Here is an 18,246-nt window from a genome sequence, read left to right as displayed (position 1 = left end):
ACAAATAAAATTCAGTATAGTCTTCGGAACCTGATGCAGATGAGTAGCCTGACAACCGGGGTGCATCACAAGCAAACTTCCGTGTTCCAGCCAGAAGTCAGTCGGCTTGCCCCCGATAGCCTTTATCTGGAACTTTCGCCATACTTCTATCGGAGATACCGTAACAAAACGACTCCTTGAGGGAAGGGTTTGCATTCAACCAAGTTCAAGTGTTCCTGTAAACCAGGCGAGCCAAACAGTGGGATTCCAGCACCCAAAATCATTGGAATCACAGCAATCATGTATTCTGAAATTAGCCCCTGTGCCCGAAAAGATGCAGCCAGTTGACCACCACCCACTAGCCAAACCCGATTTAACTTCTGTGCCTGTAGTTCCGCAATAATTTCACCTGGACTGTTAGAGGTTAGTCTGACTTCTGGTTGCTCAACCTTAAGCGATCGCCTAGAGACAACCCAACATGGTTTACCAGGATAAGCCCACTCTCCAAATCCAATCACCTGTTCGTAGGTGCGGCTTCCCATCAACAGGGCATCTATCGAGGCATAAAACTGGGCATAGCCGTAGTCATTGTCCTCTATTTGAAAAGCACTCAGCCAGTCTACACTGCCATCGGCAGCAGCAATATAGCCATCAATGCTGACAGCAACTTGGTAAATAATCTGGGTCATAACAGAAGCAATAGCGCAATTTCTTACTCTTGAATCTCTAATCCTAAAACACTCGTTTACACCTTTGGCGATGATTTGGCACACTTCCCTGACACGGTAGGGATTGGGGGCTTTGGTTCGCTCCATTATCCTTTGCACTACGTCTTTGACGATTCTACCAGTTGGCAATTTACCACCAGCTTCTTGTACTGAAAGTTGCCACACTTCCTGCTGCTGTTGGGAGTCTAGCTCAATACTGCTCATACCAAGTTGCGTTCTGTTGTAGTAATCTTTCGTTAGGGGAGGTTGCTTTGCTCCACTTTGTTTCGCTCGCAATGACAGTTGGTACTTTTGATTGCAACAAGGCATTTTATGTCTTTGATCTCCCTAAGGGTTAACCCTTACACAATTGGGTTTACAGGATATTGTGCAAAAAAATGCTCAATTCTAGAGGCAATATATTGACTGTTTTTGATGTGCGATCGCATAAAATTGCATCGATAGCCCAGAAGACTAAACAAGCGTGCCAGTCGAATACGAGTCAGCAATATTTTTAATAATTTCTGCGAAAAATTTGAAATTGAGTTTGATAACTAGGTAGTAGACCCTACTTATTGAGACATTAAACATCAAGTTATGAATTCGATTGTTGGGACTTCAACTAGCCAGGGGGATCTCCAGAATACTTTTGTAAGTGTTCACAAAGGAGATTGTTGATGATAAAGATGCATACTGTACATGATCTCAATCAACAACTATCTCAACTCGTTGCCGAAGCCTGTTCGTATCCAGCGAGGAGTCTGATGCGGCGACAAAAACTTAGTGAGATAGTTAGAGTTGTGATGAAATCGGGCAAACTATGGAAGGAGAACACACCTTACTATAACGATGCTCTGCAACAAACTTGGTTGTATTTCTGCCGCAATCCAGAGCAATATAATCCAGAGCGTTGTAGCGTAATCACTTGGCTCGACAATTGCCTGAAGTGGCGATTGCAAGATTTTCGCACTTGGGAAGCGAAGAATCAAGCTAAAAATGTTTCTAGCTCCACGTTAGAAATTGAGGAAATAACAAACACCATTGAAAATCTGCCAGCAGACCCAGAGATTCCACCAATTTTAGAAGAAACTTATCAATGGGCTACAACAGATCCAGATGGCGAGTTAGCCAGTACTCATGTCAAAGGACGTCCTGAGGTAACTTGCCAGATTTTAATTCTGCGACGCTTACCTCCAGAAACCCCTTGGAAAAACATTGCTCAGGAGTTTAACTTACCCCCATCAACCGCACCCAATTTTTATAAACGCGAATGTCTGCCGCGGTTACGAAATTTTGCACTCAAACAGGGATATCACGAATTTTGATATTCAAGCACAGATAACTCAAAGAAGGAATATTTAGAACAAGGGAAACCATTATGATTTATAGGACTGAGAATATAACAGAAAAATCGATTCCGGTGTCTATCACGCAGACAGCGCTGAGAGTAGCACGTCAATTTGCCCAGCAACAGCCGACAAGAGAAAAGAAAAAGCAGGTTTATCTCAATACCCTGGCTGTATGTGTTGTAAATGACTACATGGAAATGATGGACATTGCTACTGACTTAAAAGGTAGTGACAGTTGGGATCAGGCTATGCGGCTTTATGGTGATGTTGCAGACTTGAAGTTGACTAAATTGGGCTACTTAGAATGTCGCCCCCTCAAGTCTGGTGAAGAGATTTGTTACATTCCACCAGAAGTGCCGGACGATAGAATCGGTGTAGTTGCAGTTGAGCTAGACACAGAGCGTCAAAAAGCAACTCTGGTGGGTTTTACTAAAACAGTGAAATCTGGTGAGGTATCCATTAATCAACTGCAAAGCATTGACGATTTACTTGCACACTTAGATCACCTTGAACGTAACCAAAGCGAAGTCAACTTAAGTCAGTGGTTGCAAAATATTTTTGAGGTAGGTTGGCAGTCAATTGAAGAAATTTTATCTCCAAAAGTACCACAACAAGCTTTTCGTTACAAAAGCAGAGTTACGCGAGGTAAGCTAGTTGACTTGGGAATACAATTGCCAGGTCAATCGGTAGCGCTGATTGTTACCCTAACCCCAAAAAACTCGGTAGAAATCCAACTCAAATTGCAGGTGCAGCCCACTGGTGTACAAACCTACTTACCTGAAAATCTAATTGTGAAAGTGCTAGATTTCAAGGGAGTTGCTGTTATGGAAGCTCATGCTAAAAGTAGCAATGCTCATGTAACACTAGAGTTTAATGCTCAAATTGGAGAACGCTTTAGCGTTAGGTTAGAACTAGGGGATACTAATATTACTGAGAACTTTATAGTTTAAGCAGATGCATTCATTGGTTGTTGACCATGCAAAAGTTGGTTGTCTTAAAGCTAGATGGTAACTTAAGCGATGGTGTAAAAGTCACGCTGGAGATTGGGGCAGAAGGAGATCGCGCTACCACAGAAATTCGAGGCTACCTGACGCCAAAGCCAGAAATAATTACACACTATGACCTTTGGCAGACAACCTACCGCAGCTTGGAAAATTTTCGCATCACGCCTATAAGTATTAGTATTGGGAGTTCTCGTATCGAGCAAATTAACAACTGCCGCCAATTAGGTGAAAATTTAAGCGAACAGATGAATAGCTGGCTCAACTGCCAGTCATTTCGTCCAGTTAAGGAGAAATTACTTAAACAACTAAAATCTGATGATACGGTACGGGTACTGTTTAAAACTGACGATATCTGGTTACGACGGCTCCCCTGGCAGCTATGGGAGTTCTTTGAGGATTATTCTCAAGCCGAAGCCGCGTTGAGCGCTCCAGAGTACGAAAACTTGCCAAAACCAAAGATAGCCGCTGTTAAAGAGAAAGTAAAAATCTTAGCTATTCTAGGAAATAGTGAAGGGATTCTTGTCGAGAAAGATCGAGAGATCCTAGAAAAATTACCAAATGCAAAAATAACTTTTCTGGTAGAGCCACAACGTTGCCAGTTGAATCAGCAACTATGGGAACAGGACTGGGATATCTTATTTTTCGCTGGTCATAGTTCCAGTCAAGACGATGGTAGAAGTGGTCAAATCTACATTAATGAAACCGATTGCTTAACAATTGAGGAGTTAAAATATGCCCTTAAGAAAGCTATTGGTAGAGGCTTACAGTTAGCTATTTTCAATTCTTGTGATGGCTTGGGATTAGCGCATCAATTAGAAGATTTGCACATCCCACAAATTATTGTTATGCGCGAGCCAGTGCAAGATTTGGTAGCACAAGAATTCTTAAAAAATTTTCTGAGGAAATTTTCAACAGGAGAATCTCTTTACTTAGCAGTCCGAGAATCAAGGGAAAGGTTGCATGGCATTGAGGATGAATATCCTTGTGCTACTTGGTTACCCGTACTCTGCCAAAATCCAGCAGTAGTGCCACCAACTTGGAACCAACTGCTCTCGCCGGAATTAAAAACAGAAGGACTGCCACCAAAAAATTACAGAACTCAACGCCAGTTTGAATGGCGTAGCGTTCAGGTAGTGCTGTTGTCAAGTTTGATTATTACCAGTTTATTCATGGGAACCAGAGCGCTTGGTCTATTGCAGGCATCAGAATTAAGGGCTTTTGACTACCTCATGGGGCTGCGCCCAGAAGAACAATCAGATTCACGTTTTTTGATAGTTACTGTTGATGAAGCAGATATCCAGTATCAAAACCGAATGAAGATGAATATGCGATGGTCTCTGTCAGACCAAGCACTTGCACAACTATTGAAAAAACTGGATCAGTACCAACCAAGAGCTATTGGATTAGATATCTATCGTGATTTTTCTGTAGATCCCAACTATGCAGATTTAGCAACTCGTTTACATACAGATAAACGCCTTTATGCAGTATGCAAAGTTTCTGCTGCTGAAGATGGCGCTCCGGATGGTACTCCTCCTCCTCCAGAAGTTCCCAAAGAACGTCTTAGCTTTAGTGATTTTGTAGCAGACGATAATGACATTGCCCGCCGGCAGCTTTTACATTTGACTCCTCCTGTGACATCTGACTGTGCTGCGGAATATGCCTTTAGTCTCCAGCTTGCGCTTCATTATTTAGAAGCAAAAGGTATCAAGTCAGATTTTACCCCAGAAGGTAACTTGCAGATTGGTACTGCCATATTTAAGCAATTAAAAGCTTATACCAGCGGTTATCAAGGAGTAGATGCAAAAGGTTACCAAATCCTGCTCAATTATCGTTCGCTTCGATCTTTGCAAAACATTGCTCAACAAGTACCTCTTAGAGATGTCCTTAACGAGCAGATCAATCCTGAATTAGTAAAGTTACTTAAGGATCGTATTATTCTTATTGGTGTTACAGCCCCTAGTACTACCGATTATTGGAAAACCCCCTACAGCGCTAAAGCGCTAACTAATCAAAAGCAAATACCAGGGGTGTTCGTACAGGCGCACATGATCAGCCAAATTATCAGTGCTGTTTTAAATCATCGACCTCTACTTTGGTGGTGGCCTACCTGGGTTGAAGCGCTATGGGTATGGGGTTGGTCATTAATGGGAGGAACTCTAGCATGGTTTATTCGGCAACCACTATATCTTGGACTTGCTGGAGTAATAATGCTATTGGCGCTGTTTGGGATTTGTTATGGCATTTTTACACAAGCAGGGTGGATACCATTGATTCCCGCAGCATTAGCGTTGGTAGCTGCTCAAGCAGTCGTTGTATCTAAAGGTATTCAGAATCGCCAACTTTCTTAGGCAACTTTTTATCTATTAAATTCGTCATGTCCTTATGCAGTGGTTATGATGTTAATAATAGTACAAAAGATTATGCCAATTTCCAGTCAAACATATATTTTGTCATTCTGAGCGAAATAAAAATCTTTAAAAGTATTTGTTTCGCTCAGAATGACATCTTTGTATGCAATTTAATATGACGCATTTTTGCTGTTTTTATATATCGTAGTTTCATTCAATTGTGGTTATTAAAATTACTGGCTTACTACGAACATACAAAAATACGGCAATTTCTTTCACATTTGCTCATAAAGCTTGAGTTTGTTCTGAATTCATTGTCATTGCAAGGCTAAAGATAATTTATCCATTCTCCATTAGATTCCTTTCGCAAAAGTGACATGTCTCCGATGAAACTTGCTGGCATTATCCCGCTATTACTCGTTAGTCTGACAAGTTACTCTTCGCTAGTTTGGGCACAGTCTCCCGAATCAGCTAACAGAGCGCAAGCCCCTAACCCAAGCCACTCTCCCCGTCCAAAGTTTCCAGATAACGGTGCGCCTACTGGTCGCCGTAAAGGAGGAACAAGCCGTGATGGTTGCTTACCATTGAATGCGCCTGTTATTGCCCTAGTGCCTGGTAAGGAAATTGCAGAGGAGTCAACATCGTTTTTGACTTACACAATTTCTGAATATCCGACTTTTTGGGTTTATGTACCTGAATTACCTATAAACGCTCGCTTAGGTGAGTTTCTACTTCAAGATGAAAATGACGACAACATCTATCGGACATCTCTATCACTACCAGAGAAGCCTGGTGTTGTCGGCATTACTTTGCCGCAAAATCCACAATATGCTTTGAAAACCAATAAGAATTATCAATGGTATTTTAAAGTTTTCTGCGGCAATTCCCAAAATAGTTTAGATTATTTTTATGTGAAAGCGTGGGTACAACGTGTGCCCTTAACTCAAGACTTACAAAATCAATTGAAAATAGCACAGTCGGGTGAATACACTACCTATGCTGTCAACCAGATTTGGCAAGACGCTATAACTAATTTAGCTAATCTTCGTCGTACTAATCCAAACTCACTTATCTTCATACAGGATTGGACACTTTTATTAAAAAATATTGGCTTATCAGAAATTGCAACAGCATCGATTGTAGAACTTCATAACCCACAAAAAGGCGTTGCTCAATCAAATTCATCTTTGGAATAAATATGGCAAGAAAACAGCGTATCTTATTCCGTCTGTTACAATCTTTTTCGAGACTTTTGTTCTTCTCTTCCTTAGCGCTAGTAACATCCTTACTATGTATTTTTAGTCCACCTGTTTTAGCAAGCCTTACTTACACCAACCTAAAGCAGCCACAAGCCAAAATCCAAAAATTGGTTACTCAAACTGAAAGCTTAGTAGAACGAGGTAAAGCTTACTATGAAGCAGGACAATTTACTGAAGCGCTCAAGGTCTTGGAACAGGCTGCTATTGATTATGGAAATACTGGAGATAAATTGAACCAAGCTATGGTGTTGAGCAATCTTTCCCTGACTTATCAGCAGTTTGGTAAAACAATGCCAGCACAAAAAGCAATTATTCAAAGCCTGAATTTGCTACAAGCTTTAAATCCTTCAAAAGACAGTCTGGCAATTTTAGCACAAGCTTTGGATGTACAGGGGCGGTTACAATTAACGCAAGGACAAACTGAAGCTGCATTGTCTAGTTGGCAAAAAGCAGCTGACATTTATCAGCAAATAAATGATCAAGAAACGTTAATTCGTAACCGGATTAATTCTGCTCAAGCTATGCAAGCGTTAGGGCTTTACCGTCAAGCACAAAAGACCTTAACCGATCTTCAGCAAACCCTTACTCATGTTACAGAATTATCAATTAAAGCAGCTGGACTTCAAGGGCTTGGAAATCTTTTACGAGGCGTTGGTGATTTAGATACATCTAGAACTGTTCTAGAACAAAGTTTAGCTGTAGCAAAGCAAGTACAATCTTCAAGAGCTATAGGTGATGGGTTGCTTAGTTTAGGTAACACAGCCTTAGCTCAAGGAAGAAGTCAACGAAGCATAGGCAATATAGAACTTGCTGAACAACAATTTCAAGCTGCTTTGGCATTTTATCAGCAGGCAGCTAAAGCTGCATCAGCTACTACGCGCCTGCTCGCACAGCTAAATCAGCTAAATTTATTTCTAGAGATTTTTAACAACAACTCAGACACTAATACGTTAAAACAAGCATTAGCCTTGTCTTCCCAAATCTTACCTGAAATTAACAAATTAGTTCCTAGCCGTAATTCAGTATATGCTCGGATTCAGTTTGCATCATTATTAAAAAATTTTACACACAAAACAACTACAAGTGGTCTTTCAAACTTGGATATTGCTCAACTATTATCTACCGCTGTGCAGCAAGCTCAGAACTTGAAAGACCAGCGAGCCGAATCTTATGCTCTTGGATTTCTTGGCGGACTGTATGAAGATAGTAAACAGTTATCTGATGCTCTAGCTTTAACACAAAAAGCCTTATTTATAGCCCAGAGTATTGATGCGTCAGATATTACTTATCAATGGCAATGGCAGCAAGGACGTTTACTCAAGCAAAAAGGAGATATAAAAGGTGCGATATCTGCATATGATACAGCTTACAAAACTCTCGAATCTTTGCGCGGCGATTTAGTTGCCGCTAGCCCAGACGTTCAGTTCTCTTTTCGTGAAAGTGTGGAACCAGTGTATCGGGAGTTAGTTGAATTGCAGTTACGAGCAGAAAACACACAAGGAGGCACACAACAGAGTAATCAATACAAACTCAAACAAGCTCGTCAGGTAGTGGAATCGCTTCAGCTAGCAGAACTGAACAACTTCTTTCGTTCACCTTGTTTAGAACCAATTGTAGAGATTGACAAAGTGGTTACTCAAGACAAAAAAGCAGCAGTTATTTACTCAATTATTTTGCCAGACCGCTTAGAGGTTATTTTAACCTTGCCAAATCAACAATTGCATCACTACACAAGCAATGTATCCCAACAGACTTTGGAAACTACCGTAGCTTTACTGCGGAAATCCTTACCGGATGTCGCCGCGACTTCTCAAGTCAAACAACAGTCACAAAAGATATATGATTGGCTAGTCCGACCAGCACAAGCAGAATTGTCTAATAGTGACATTACCACTTTAGTTTTTGTGTTAGACGGCGAATTACGTAATATTCCAATGGGGGTTCTCTATGATTCTCAGCACAAGAAATATCTCATAGAGAAATATGCGATCGCTCTGGCTCCTAGTTTACAACTTCTCGACCCCAAACCACTGCAAAAGGTGCCTTTAAATGCTTTAACTGCCGGAGTAGGAGAAGCACGCTCGATAGAAGGTCGAAAATTCTCAGCGCTGAAAAATGTAGTACGTGAATTAAAACAAATCCAGGCGGAAATCCCTCAGAATCAAGAACTATTAAATCAAAAGTTTATCGACAGTAATTTACGAAAGCAACTGCAATCATCTCCTTTTTCTGTGGTTCACTTCGCAACTCATGGAGAATTTAGTTCTGATCCAGAAAGAACCTTTATTCTCATCTGGGACAAACTATTAAAAGTTAAGCAATTTGATACTTTACTTCGAGTTAGCGATCGTAACAGGTATAGAAATATAGAGTTACTCGTTTTGAGTGCTTGCAAAACGGCTCAAGGTGATAAGCGAGCTGCTTTGGGATTAGCTGGGATAGCTGTGCGAGCAGGTGCGCGTAGTACATTAGCAAGCTTGTGGTCAGTGGATGACCAGATTACTGCTCAACTTATGAGTGAATTTTATCATGAGTTAAAGGCTGGAACGAATAAAGCTACTGCGCTCCAGCGTGCTCAACTAGCTGTGTTTACTAAAGAAAAAAGCCCGTATTTTTGGGCACCTTATATATTGGTAGGAAATTGGCTTTAGTAAAGTTGTTTACACAAATTTTTACGATATTGCTTAATATTCAAGCTGGTTTCTACTTGTTGGCATGAGGAACATTGCAAGCTATGGCGTTTTGCCATGAACGTCGGCTGGTATTAGCTACATTAGCTGTGAGTACCACTTCTCCCTTCTTATTCACCGACCATCCGCTTGCTTCTACAATCCGTTCTGGCATATTGCTAATTGGCTTACTAATAACGGATTGATCGTTGCGTAGGCGTAGCCCACCTTTGGCATCGCCTCTGGGTTTGAGCGATACCCAACCTACTTCTACTCCATCAGGAACTGCAACATCCTTCGTAGGATTGGAAGGTAAACCACCGCGTCCGGTGATGATAAAACTGCTTTGAGCATAACCAGGAGTATCGCAGACTTGGGCTACTTCAGTGTCTACGGCTATCGTGGGTAACTCTACTAAACCACTGTTGGGGTCAATACCAGGTGTATTAAGTTCTATTGAACCATTGAATTGAGGACTTGCTCCTGTTGCAGTGATGTCGCTTTTTGGAGTCGATGTATTGCGACGCTGAATCCCAAAGATTCCTTGAGCGCTGATTTCGACATTTCCACCACGAAAGTCAACAGAATTGGCGCTAATATCACTATTTTCGCTTGGAACAGCAATGATGAAGCCATCTAGTCCATCAATAGCGATGTTACCTCCAGGAATACCACTGCCTCTAGCATTAGTGGTGATAGAGCTTTGATTGCGTAATAACAACCAGGGGGAGCGTACAAAGATATTTCCGCCACCTCCTGTAGTGTCAGCAGTAATTTTGGCATTGTTATTTAGATATACAGAGTTAGCATGAATTTTTAAGTCACCTGCACGCCCTGAGCCTGTACTACTGACAGTTATTTTCGCCCCATTCTCAACTGCTAATTTTCCTGTTCTCAGTGTCAAGTCACCACCTGCTCCTTGTCCTGTCGTCCCAGCTTCTAAGCTACTGCCGTCTGTCAAGTTCAATTGTGCAGCTTGCACGGTCAGATTGCCACCACTAGCTGCGGGGTTAGTAGAATTAGTAGCGGCTGAAACGCGCATTCCATTGCTGATAGTTAGTTTTTCAGTACCAAGAAGCACATCTCCGGCTCGTCCACTACCAACATCTTCCGATGTAGCCGCCAAGATACCATTACCATTGAGGGCGATTGACTCAGGGGCGGTGATAGTGAGGTTTCCTCCCTTACCGCTACCAGAGGTGGATGCTGAAATCTGCGCTTTATGAAAAAAGTTTACTGTCAAGGTTTGTCCATTCAAAGGTTGAAGCGTCAGCTTTCCAGCTGGCCCTGTACTGCTTGTCTGAGCAAAAACACCACTAGTGGAACCAGATAACTGTATTTCTGGAATATTTAGTGTGATGTCACCTGCTTGTCCACTACCAAAGGTAGATGTACGCAGTTGCCCATCATTTAAAGCACTCAAGGTATTGGCGTTAAGAGTAATATCACCTCCATCCCCTTGCCCAGAAGTACTGGCTGCCAGTGCAGCACCATCGGTGATAGTTAAGGAGTTGGCGTTAACTGTTATATTGCCACCCTTTCCAGTTGAGCCTTCACCGACAGCAGTTGTCAATAGACTTCGACCTACAATGTCATTGGGCTTAGGGCTTTCAAGCGAAGTCCCACTCAGTTCTATAGATGAGGCGCGAACATTTAAGTCACCCGCATCTCCGGCACTAATTGTAGAAACCGATGCTTGTGCTCCACCCTGAATTAATAACCGTCCAGTGTCAATAGTCAAGTTTCCAGCATTTCCTTCATTTCCAGTCCCAGAAATTACACCGCTCGGAAATGGACGATCTTCCACGAAGTCAGAGACTAAAGCTCCACCAAATCCAATCAAATCTTTTATTTGAGAGGCGGACAAGCCTTGTTTTGAAGTACCAACAAGTTCTACTGAATCGGTGGCGTTAATAATCAATTCGCCTCCCTCTCCAGAGCTAGAAGTACCCGCCGAGATAATTCCTCCATTGTTGACTATCAGCTTCTTAGTATTAATAGCCAATTTGTTAGCATTTCCAGATCCCAATGTTCCAGAAGCCAAAACACTAGGAATATTTTCTGATGAGGTGCCACTAAGTTCTACAGACTCAGAGGCGTTCACAGTCAATTCCCCTCCTGGCATTTCGCCACCAGTACCAGTTGTCACCCATGCACCATCACGGACAATTAACTGTCTAGTATTAATGGTCAAGTTGCCACCTGCTCCGTAACCGGCAGTTTCATTACGCAATCCGCTAGGAACCTTATTTGTTGTAGTCAACAGATATGAGGGAGAATTATTAGCTGAGGTACCACTAAGTTCTATCAAGTCTGCCTTCACGGTTAAATTTCCTCCATGTCCTGTGCTAAGTGTACCTGCCGATACCACTGGCCCATTAGAGATAATTAACCGCCCAGTTTCAATGGTTAAGTTTCCGGCATCTCCACTTGCAGTAGGTAAAGAACTTAAAAAACTAGAAACATTAGGAAGATTCTGGGCATTAATAGAAGCGGAAAACAAGCCAATAGGAACAGGAACAGAAACAGGATAATTAAAAAGAAAAGCGATAGGAATATCGATATCAATCTCAATCGTACCGTTTGATGAGGAACTGCCAGTGAGTTCTATTGAATCAGAGGCATTTACAACCAGATCCCCAGCACTACCACTAGAAATAGTAGCAGTCGCTACTACTCCATCTTGAATAATCAATTTCCCTGTATCCACACGTAAGGAACCACCTTTTCCAGAACCAAAAACGGCGTTGTAGATAGAGCTATTTTCGATTCTCACTGTTCCCTTGGCGTTAAGGGTGACATCTCCCGCCTGAGCGTCATCAATTCTTGCAAGTGGGCGAATACCCGCACGTAGGCTACTTTTTCCTAAAACATCTATATTCTGAGCATTGATGGCAATACTACCGCCACCAGCAGAAGCAACATTAACTTTAGCGCCGTTGGTAAGCGACACATTTGCTCGTGCTACATTATCTGGAAAATTTAAGCTGAAATTGTTGCTATTGGCATTAAGAGCAACTGTCCCCTCTCCGGCTAAACCTCCTAACTCCACTCGTCCACCAAAGGCATTTAAGGAGCCACCATTTATGTTGACATCGCCCCCAACTGCTAGCAAACTACGATTATTATTAACACTTAAATTAGCTGAGTTATTTTGGATCGGCGCTGCAACAATTTGATTGAATAGAAGAGCCGAAGGATTGACCACAAGTAGTTCAGGATTATTCGGTGTAGAAGCACTAAACAAACCTTGATTATCAAACCCAATTGCCGACGCTGTAGTCGCTACAAAAGAACCACCTATTTTCAGTGAAGCGTTGCGTCCAAAAATAATCCCGTTGGGATTGATCACAAACAGGTTAGCTAGACCATTAGCTCGTATTAACCCATCAATGTTAGAAATTGAACTACCTGTTACTCTGCTAATAATGTTCTGAATGTCGGCATCATTGCGGAAGAAAGCAGTATTGTTAGTAGGGACAGAGAACTCCTTAAAGCTGTGAAACAAGTTGCCGCCAACAGGTGTCCCTCCAGTAATGTTGAAGGTGCTACCTTGTTTATTAACGTTCGAGTTAATAGGCAAAGTGCCATCCGAGCTAATTTGAGCGATCGCACAATTCGCACCAGGAATGCTGGCACACATTGCAATACCCAAGACAGCGCCCCAACGAGTTAATCTGCAACCAGACATTGCAACACTCCACAAATAGCAATAGAGTTTAGTCAATCATAAATCAAGTTAATAGCTATTTAATACTTAACAATTAGACATAATTTGTGTCTATGAAAAACTTGGTAATCTTCTAAGCTAGTATTCAGTAAATCCTATTGGTTTATTGACTTATAACATAAAAATCTTCGTGTGCATGACTTTGTGTCAGGTCTTCCATTTGATAACTATATTTTTATTAGCAACGTGTTTTAGAAATACAAAATATTTTGAAAAATCTACAAATCTTTGAGTGTTAAAATGCTATTTCATAAGCGGCGATCGCTTGAGTATAAGTTTCAATCTTGATATTAAGCTTTTTGGTGTGATAATTAGCTCAAAAAGCGCCAATTATTTACCTGTCGGTTAGTATATAGTACAGATGTTCTGCAAACAAGAGGATAGGCAAGCAGACAAGCGGATAAGGTGAAAGAAGTATAAACTCACAAATGCAATTGCGAAGAGCGCGCTCTTCGCAAACTCAAATGTTTTTATTTAAATTCCCCAGCGAATGAAAACATTTTTGTACAATCTGGTCAAATTCTTTCCAGGAAATAGCTTGACGATGCTCCACACAAATCACATCGGGCGGGAACTTCATGGCTTTTATCCAACTAGTAAGCGGCATCGTCAGTGTTGGTGGAGATGAGTTCATGCCCTTAAGTTGCAGTTCTTCGACCGGATGCTGCCAGGTGGAGAAAAACAAATTGAGGTTAAAGCCACTATCGAGCAGATGTCCGGTATCTAGCACAATAGAAAATACCTCTGGTTGATTTAAGCACGTTATCACAGACACAATCTCATCAGGATGTGTCAATGCCCCAGCACGTTTGGGACTTAAGGGTTCAATCATGATGCGAACCCCTAAGTTTGCTGCTCGTTGAGCCAAGGTGGAGAAAAACTCTACTGCTCGTTCTAATGGATTATCTGCTAGGTCATGCCCAAAGCCGCAGACTGTCACAATTCGAGGTGCATTCAGCTGAGCGGCTAGTTCCAAGGTCTGTTCTACGTGGATTTTGGCTTGATGGCGATGTTCCGCATTGCGATGAAGTGGATGAAAATCGTGCATTTTATATGCCTGCACGCTGGCTATCGGAATCTGGGCGCGTTTATACACATCTATCTGTATATCCTTTTCGTTGGCAATTTCTAAAGCAATGCCCCAATCCCGGACGGCTGCAAATCGCTTTGCCTGAGTTGCAAAAGGTAGAGACGTTTCCACATAGGCAAGTGTGGGTTGGTTCATCCTCTGTTGATCAAGATAGTTCTGTGCATTTGAACTTTGGTTTTCATTCTATTAATTTCCTCAGCCAGTGATGTACATTACTAGATGAGCGTTCTCGCTATGCGCCCGCAAGCTTGAGGCGATCGCCTGAATTTATACTTCAATTATGCAACGCTCAAACGCTACTCAAATTTGTCACAAAGCGATAGCCTTGAAGAATAACCGCTTACTTACCTCAATTGGCTATGTTGCCCAAACCATCAAAATTTTGGACACCTTCACACTGGGCAAGTTGGAAACCTTTTGGCATTGGCGAACAATACCCCAATAACTATTGGGAAGTTTTTCGAGCAATCTGGCTTTCTCGTAAACAATTACCTTATGCGTGGAACATCCTAAATAAGGGTGTCTGCGATGGTTGCGCTTTGGGAACCACCGGGATGAAAGATTGGACGCTCGATGGCATCCATCTGTGCAATGTCCGGTTGCGGTTGTTGCAGATGAATACTATGCCAGCATTTGATCCAGTGCTGCTAAAAAATGTTTCTCAATTACAAACTCAAAAAAGTTCCCAGTTACGCGACTTGGGAAGGCTTCCCTACCCAATGATCCGCCAACGAGGTGAAAAAGGCTTTCGCCGTGTCAGTTGGGATCATGCATTAGATGTCATCGCCAGCCGCATTCGCGCTACAACACCAGACCGCCTCAGTTTTTACATTACCAGTCGCGGCACTGTCAACGAAACTTACTACGCTACCCAAAAAGCGGTGCGGGCTATGGGAAGTAACAATATTGATAACGCTGCCCGTATCTGCCATTCTCCGAGTACCGCAGGTTTAAAGGCTTCTCTCGGTGCGGGGGCTACAACTTGTTCTTATAAAGACTGGATTGGTACTGATTTATTAGTCTTTATTGGTTCTAACGTTGCTAACAATCAGCCTGTAACCGTTAAGTATCTCCACTATGCCAAGAAAGCTGGCACTAGAATTGTAGTTATTAACACCTACCGCGAACCAGGCATGGAGCGCTACTGGGTTCCTTCAATTCCCGAAAGTGCCTTGTTCGGTACTAAATTTGCTGAAGACTTCTTTTTAGTAAACTTGGGCGGAGACATGGCTTTTTTGAATGGCACAATTAAGCATCTAATAGCTAACAACTGGGTAGATCAGTCATTTATTAACAACTACACCACTGGCTTTGCCGAACTCAAAGCGTCACTTGATCACCAATCTTGGGAAGAATTAGAACGCCTTTCTGGAACCTCCCGCGATCAAATGTATGCCTTTGCGAAAATGGTAGGGGAAGCGAACAAAGCTGTATTTGTTTGGAGCATGGGGATCACCCAGCATGAATGCGGTGAAGACAATGTACGCAGTATCATTAACCTAGCTCTCACCAAAGGTTTTGTCGGTCGAGAAGGCTGCGGTTTAATGCCAATTCGTGGTCACTCCGGGGTGCAAGGTGGTGCAGAGATGGGATGTTATGCTACAGTCTTTCCTGGTGGCAAGCCGATCAACACAGAAAATGCTGCCCAATTAATGCAGATTTGGGGCTTTGATGTGCCCACAACTAAAGGTCTAATTGCCCCAGAAATGATTGATGCTGCCCATCGAGAACAATTAGATGTGTTGTTCTCCGTCGGGGGTAATTTCCTAGAAGTGCTGCCAGAACCGGATTATGTAGAATCTGCCCTGAAAAAAATACCTTTACGGGTGCATATGGATATTGTTCTGTCTAGCCAAATGTTGGTAGAACCAGCCGATACAGTAATGCTGCTACCTGCGACAACTCGCTACGAAATTGCAGGGGGAGTGACACAAACTAGCACTGAACGCCGGGTAATTTTCAGCCCAGAAATTCCAGGGCCACGCATTGGTGAAGCGCGTCCAGAGTGGGAAGTATTTATGGAGTTAGCAAGACGAGTTAAACCTGATTTAGCAGACAAGCTGAGTTTTGATAATACAGCCACGATGCGCCAAGAAATTGCCCAAGTTGTACCACAGTATGCTGGTATTCAACACTTACAGCAACAGGGCGATCAGTTTCAATATGGCGGTTCGCATTTGTGCTTTGGCTGGAACTTCTCCACACCAGACGGAAAAGCGCACTTTACGCCTTTATTGCCAACGCAGAAAGAATTACCAGAGGGTTGTTTTTTTGTAGCAACACGTCGGGGCAAACAATTTAATAGTATGGTGCAAGAACGCAAAGATGCTATTACTGGGGCAGTGCGAGATGCAGTGTTAATGAATCCTGATGATGCGACAAAATTAGGATTAAAAGATGGCGATCGCGTAATTCTCAAAAATCAATTAGGTGAATTACAAGGACAAGTGTATTTAGCACCAATTCAATCAGGTAACTTGCAAGTACATTGGCCTGAAGGAAACGTACTGCTAGATAAAAGTAAACGTTCTTTAGAAGGTGTGCCAGATTATAATGCTGTAGTGCAATTAGAAAAAATTTCAATAACCGAATAACACTTGGCTCATACCTTTTTTGCGTTACCCAATTACAAATTAAGAATTACAAATTAGGATCACATTCCATCAAACTACACTAAACTTATATCATCCAAATACTTGCAGCCATGTCCGTCGCCAAAGATTTTGAACCCCCAGAAGATATAATATTTCCTCAAGGGGATTTATACAGTGACGAACCGCCCTTGGAAACCTATCTACATTTGCAGCAAATGTTGCTGTTGCTAAAATGCCTGGAATGGTGGTGGCCAGACCACAATAATTTTTTTGCAGCTGGTAATCTGACGATTTATTACAGTCAGCGTCAGCGTAAATCAGAAGAATTTCGAGGGCCAGATTTTTTTGTCATACTGGATACTGAACGTCGACCTCGTGACAGTTGGGTTGTGTGGGAAGAAGATGGTAAATATCCCAACTTGATTATAGAATTGCTTTCTAAATCAACTGTAGCTACTGACAAAGGCTTAAAAAAACAACTTTACCAAGATATCTTTCGCACTCCAGAATATTTCTGGTTTGACCCCAAGAATTTAGAATTTGCTGGTTTTATCTTAGTTGGTGGTACTTATCAACCTATAGAACCTAACTTCCAAGGTTTGTTATGGAGCCAGCAACTAAGTTTATACTTGGGTGTGCATGAAAATCAATTACGCTACTTTACAGCCGAAGGTCAGCTAATTCCTACACCCGAAGAAGTCGCAGCAAAACAGACCCAACATGCAGAACAAGAAAAACAAAAAGCTGAACGTCTAGCAACAAAACTTCGAGAGTTAGGAATAGACCCAGAAAATTTATAGTTAGTAAATCTTAATTCATAATTCGTAATTAAAAACTGATTAGAGAAAGCGATCGCTACAGTCCATCTATGTAACTTAATTACCGTCTGAGTATCTCCTGCAAAGACGCTACGCAGTAAGCGCAGCTATGCCGTTCGCGCAGCGTCTTTGTTAGGAGAAGGCTTTACGGCAGTTCCTATGCAAAGAGAACCACCAAGACCGGACTGCCTCACGATTCATCTAATTACGAATTACAAATTTTTAATTAGCAATACTCACCCTTTTGACTCTTGTTCTTCTTCATAGAACCAAATTTCTGCCAAAAGTGTGAAGCCAATCAACCAAAGCAAGCAGCAAACCGAAAACCAAAATATTCCCATCATTGCTACTATTCCCCCGACTTGATTTTAGTACAGAGCTATCTTTAAGGTAACGAGATTTTTATTTTGTTAAAAGTACCTTGCAACAAAGCTTGACATCTTGCTGCCTTTCTCATATCAACAATCCAGAGATGTTTTATCTTACTTCTAAAAAATAGATTGGATAAACATTAAGAGAAAATTGGTATTAATAAGCTAATGCACATTTATGTTGCATATTTTTAATTTTGGAGGAAATAGGTTTCTATTTTAGGGATCAAATATTAAAAATTGCTTAATGAAGAGAACAAATATTTGATAGAGCGCACCCCGAAAGGATTAAGGATCAATGCACCTGATAAATGCTGAGTTAATG

10 protein-coding genes are annotated in these 18,246 nt (G+C 41.9%); 7 read left to right on the top strand and 3 right to left on the bottom strand.

Going from position 1 to position 18,246, the window contains the following annotated elements:
- Window positions 1–146: 146 nt before the first annotated feature.
- Window positions 147–983: a dihydrofolate reductase family protein gene (locus tag AC5JL8_RS26810; protein ID WP_495882728.1), complete on the bottom strand. Its 837-nt coding sequence runs from the start codon at window positions 981–983 to the stop codon at window positions 147–149.
- Between the two features lie 380 nt (window positions 984–1,363).
- Between AC5JL8_RS26810 and AC5JL8_RS26805 the strand changes: the two genes are divergently transcribed.
- The 5 genes from AC5JL8_RS26805 (at window position 1,364) to AC5JL8_RS26785 (ending at window position 9,300) form a co-directional block, all read left to right on the top strand.
- Complete coding sequence (locus AC5JL8_RS26805) at window positions 1,364–2,011, top strand: sigma-70 family RNA polymerase sigma factor (RefSeq protein WP_495882727.1); 648 nt, start codon at window positions 1,364–1,366, stop codon at window positions 2,009–2,011.
- A gap of 53 nt (window positions 2,012–2,064) precedes the next feature.
- Window positions 2,065–2,985 (top strand): DUF1822 family protein, encoded by a 921-nt coding sequence (locus AC5JL8_RS26800; RefSeq protein WP_495882726.1) that lies wholly within the window; start codon window positions 2,065–2,067, stop codon window positions 2,983–2,985.
- Window positions 2,986–3,011: 26 nt separating this feature from the next.
- Window positions 3,012–5,390 carry a CHASE2 domain-containing protein gene (locus AC5JL8_RS26795; protein ID WP_495882725.1) on the top strand — a complete coding sequence of 793 codons (2,379 nt, stop codon included), beginning with the start codon at window positions 3,012–3,014 and terminating at the stop codon, window positions 5,388–5,390.
- Between the two features lie 377 nt (window positions 5,391–5,767).
- Entirely contained in the window at window positions 5,768–6,586 is an 819-nt protein-coding gene (locus AC5JL8_RS26790) for a DUF928 domain-containing protein (RefSeq protein WP_495882724.1), read from the top strand.
- 2 nt (window positions 6,587–6,588) lie between these two features.
- Window positions 6,589–9,300 (top strand): CHAT domain-containing protein, encoded by a 2,712-nt coding sequence (locus AC5JL8_RS26785; protein WP_495882723.1) that lies wholly within the window; start codon window positions 6,589–6,591, stop codon window positions 9,298–9,300.
- A 52-nt stretch (window positions 9,301–9,352) separates the two neighbouring features.
- Here AC5JL8_RS26785 and AC5JL8_RS26780 read toward each other — a convergent pair whose 3' ends face one another.
- Together AC5JL8_RS26780 and AC5JL8_RS26775 are read right to left on the bottom strand one after the other, a co-directional pair.
- Window positions 9,353–13,009 (bottom strand): two-partner secretion domain-containing protein, encoded by a 3,657-nt coding sequence (locus AC5JL8_RS26780; RefSeq protein WP_495882722.1) that lies wholly within the window; start codon window positions 13,007–13,009, stop codon window positions 9,353–9,355.
- A 499-nt stretch (window positions 13,010–13,508) separates the two neighbouring features.
- Window positions 13,509–14,273: a sugar phosphate isomerase/epimerase family protein gene (locus AC5JL8_RS26775; protein WP_495882721.1), complete on the bottom strand. Its 765-nt coding sequence runs from the start codon at window positions 14,271–14,273 to the stop codon at window positions 13,509–13,511.
- Between the two features lie 224 nt (window positions 14,274–14,497).
- Between AC5JL8_RS26775 and AC5JL8_RS26770 the strand changes: the two genes are divergently transcribed.
- Both AC5JL8_RS26770 and AC5JL8_RS26765 read left to right on the top strand, forming a co-directional pair.
- Window positions 14,498–16,732: an FdhF/YdeP family oxidoreductase gene (locus tag AC5JL8_RS26770; RefSeq protein WP_495882720.1), complete on the top strand. Its 2,235-nt coding sequence runs from the start codon at window positions 14,498–14,500 to the stop codon at window positions 16,730–16,732.
- Window positions 16,733–16,842: 110 nt separating this feature from the next.
- A complete protein-coding gene (locus AC5JL8_RS26765) occupies window positions 16,843–17,532 on the top strand; it encodes a Uma2 family endonuclease (protein ID WP_495882719.1) in 690 nt (229 codons plus the stop codon).
- Window positions 17,533–18,246: the final 714 nt, after the last annotated feature.

The sequence above is a fragment of the Mojavia sp. genome (assembly GCF_059505145.1).
The sequence above is the reverse complement of the archived record's forward strand: the minus strand, read 5'-3'. Positions and strand labels throughout refer to the sequence as shown.

Bases quoted from the DNA above. Each gene is read 5' to 3' on its own strand.
- AC5JL8_RS26805 (WP_495882727.1), top strand. From the start codon at position 1,364: ATGATAAAGATGCATACTGTACATGATCTCAATCAACAACTATCTCAA.
- AC5JL8_RS26800 (WP_495882726.1), top strand. From the start codon at position 2,065: ATGATTTATAGGACTGAGAATATAACAGAAAAATCGATTCCGGTGTCT.
- AC5JL8_RS26795 (WP_495882725.1), top strand. From the start codon at position 3,012: ATGCAAAAGTTGGTTGTCTTAAAGCTAGATGGTAACTTAAGCGATGGT.
- AC5JL8_RS26790 (WP_495882724.1), top strand. From the start codon at position 5,768: ATGTCTCCGATGAAACTTGCTGGCATTATCCCGCTATTACTCGTTAGT.
- AC5JL8_RS26785 (WP_495882723.1), top strand. From the start codon at position 6,589: ATGGCAAGAAAACAGCGTATCTTATTCCGTCTGTTACAATCTTTTTCG.
- AC5JL8_RS26780 (WP_495882722.1), bottom strand. From the start codon at position 13,009: ATGTCTGGTTGCAGATTAACTCGTTGGGGCGCTGTCTTGGGTATTGCA.
- AC5JL8_RS26775 (WP_495882721.1), bottom strand. From the start codon at position 14,273: ATGAACCAACCCACACTTGCCTATGTGGAAACGTCTCTACCTTTTGCA.
- AC5JL8_RS26770 (WP_495882720.1), top strand. From the start codon at position 14,498: ATGTTGCCCAAACCATCAAAATTTTGGACACCTTCACACTGGGCAAGT.
- AC5JL8_RS26765 (WP_495882719.1), top strand. From the start codon at position 16,843: ATGTCCGTCGCCAAAGATTTTGAACCCCCAGAAGATATAATATTTCCT.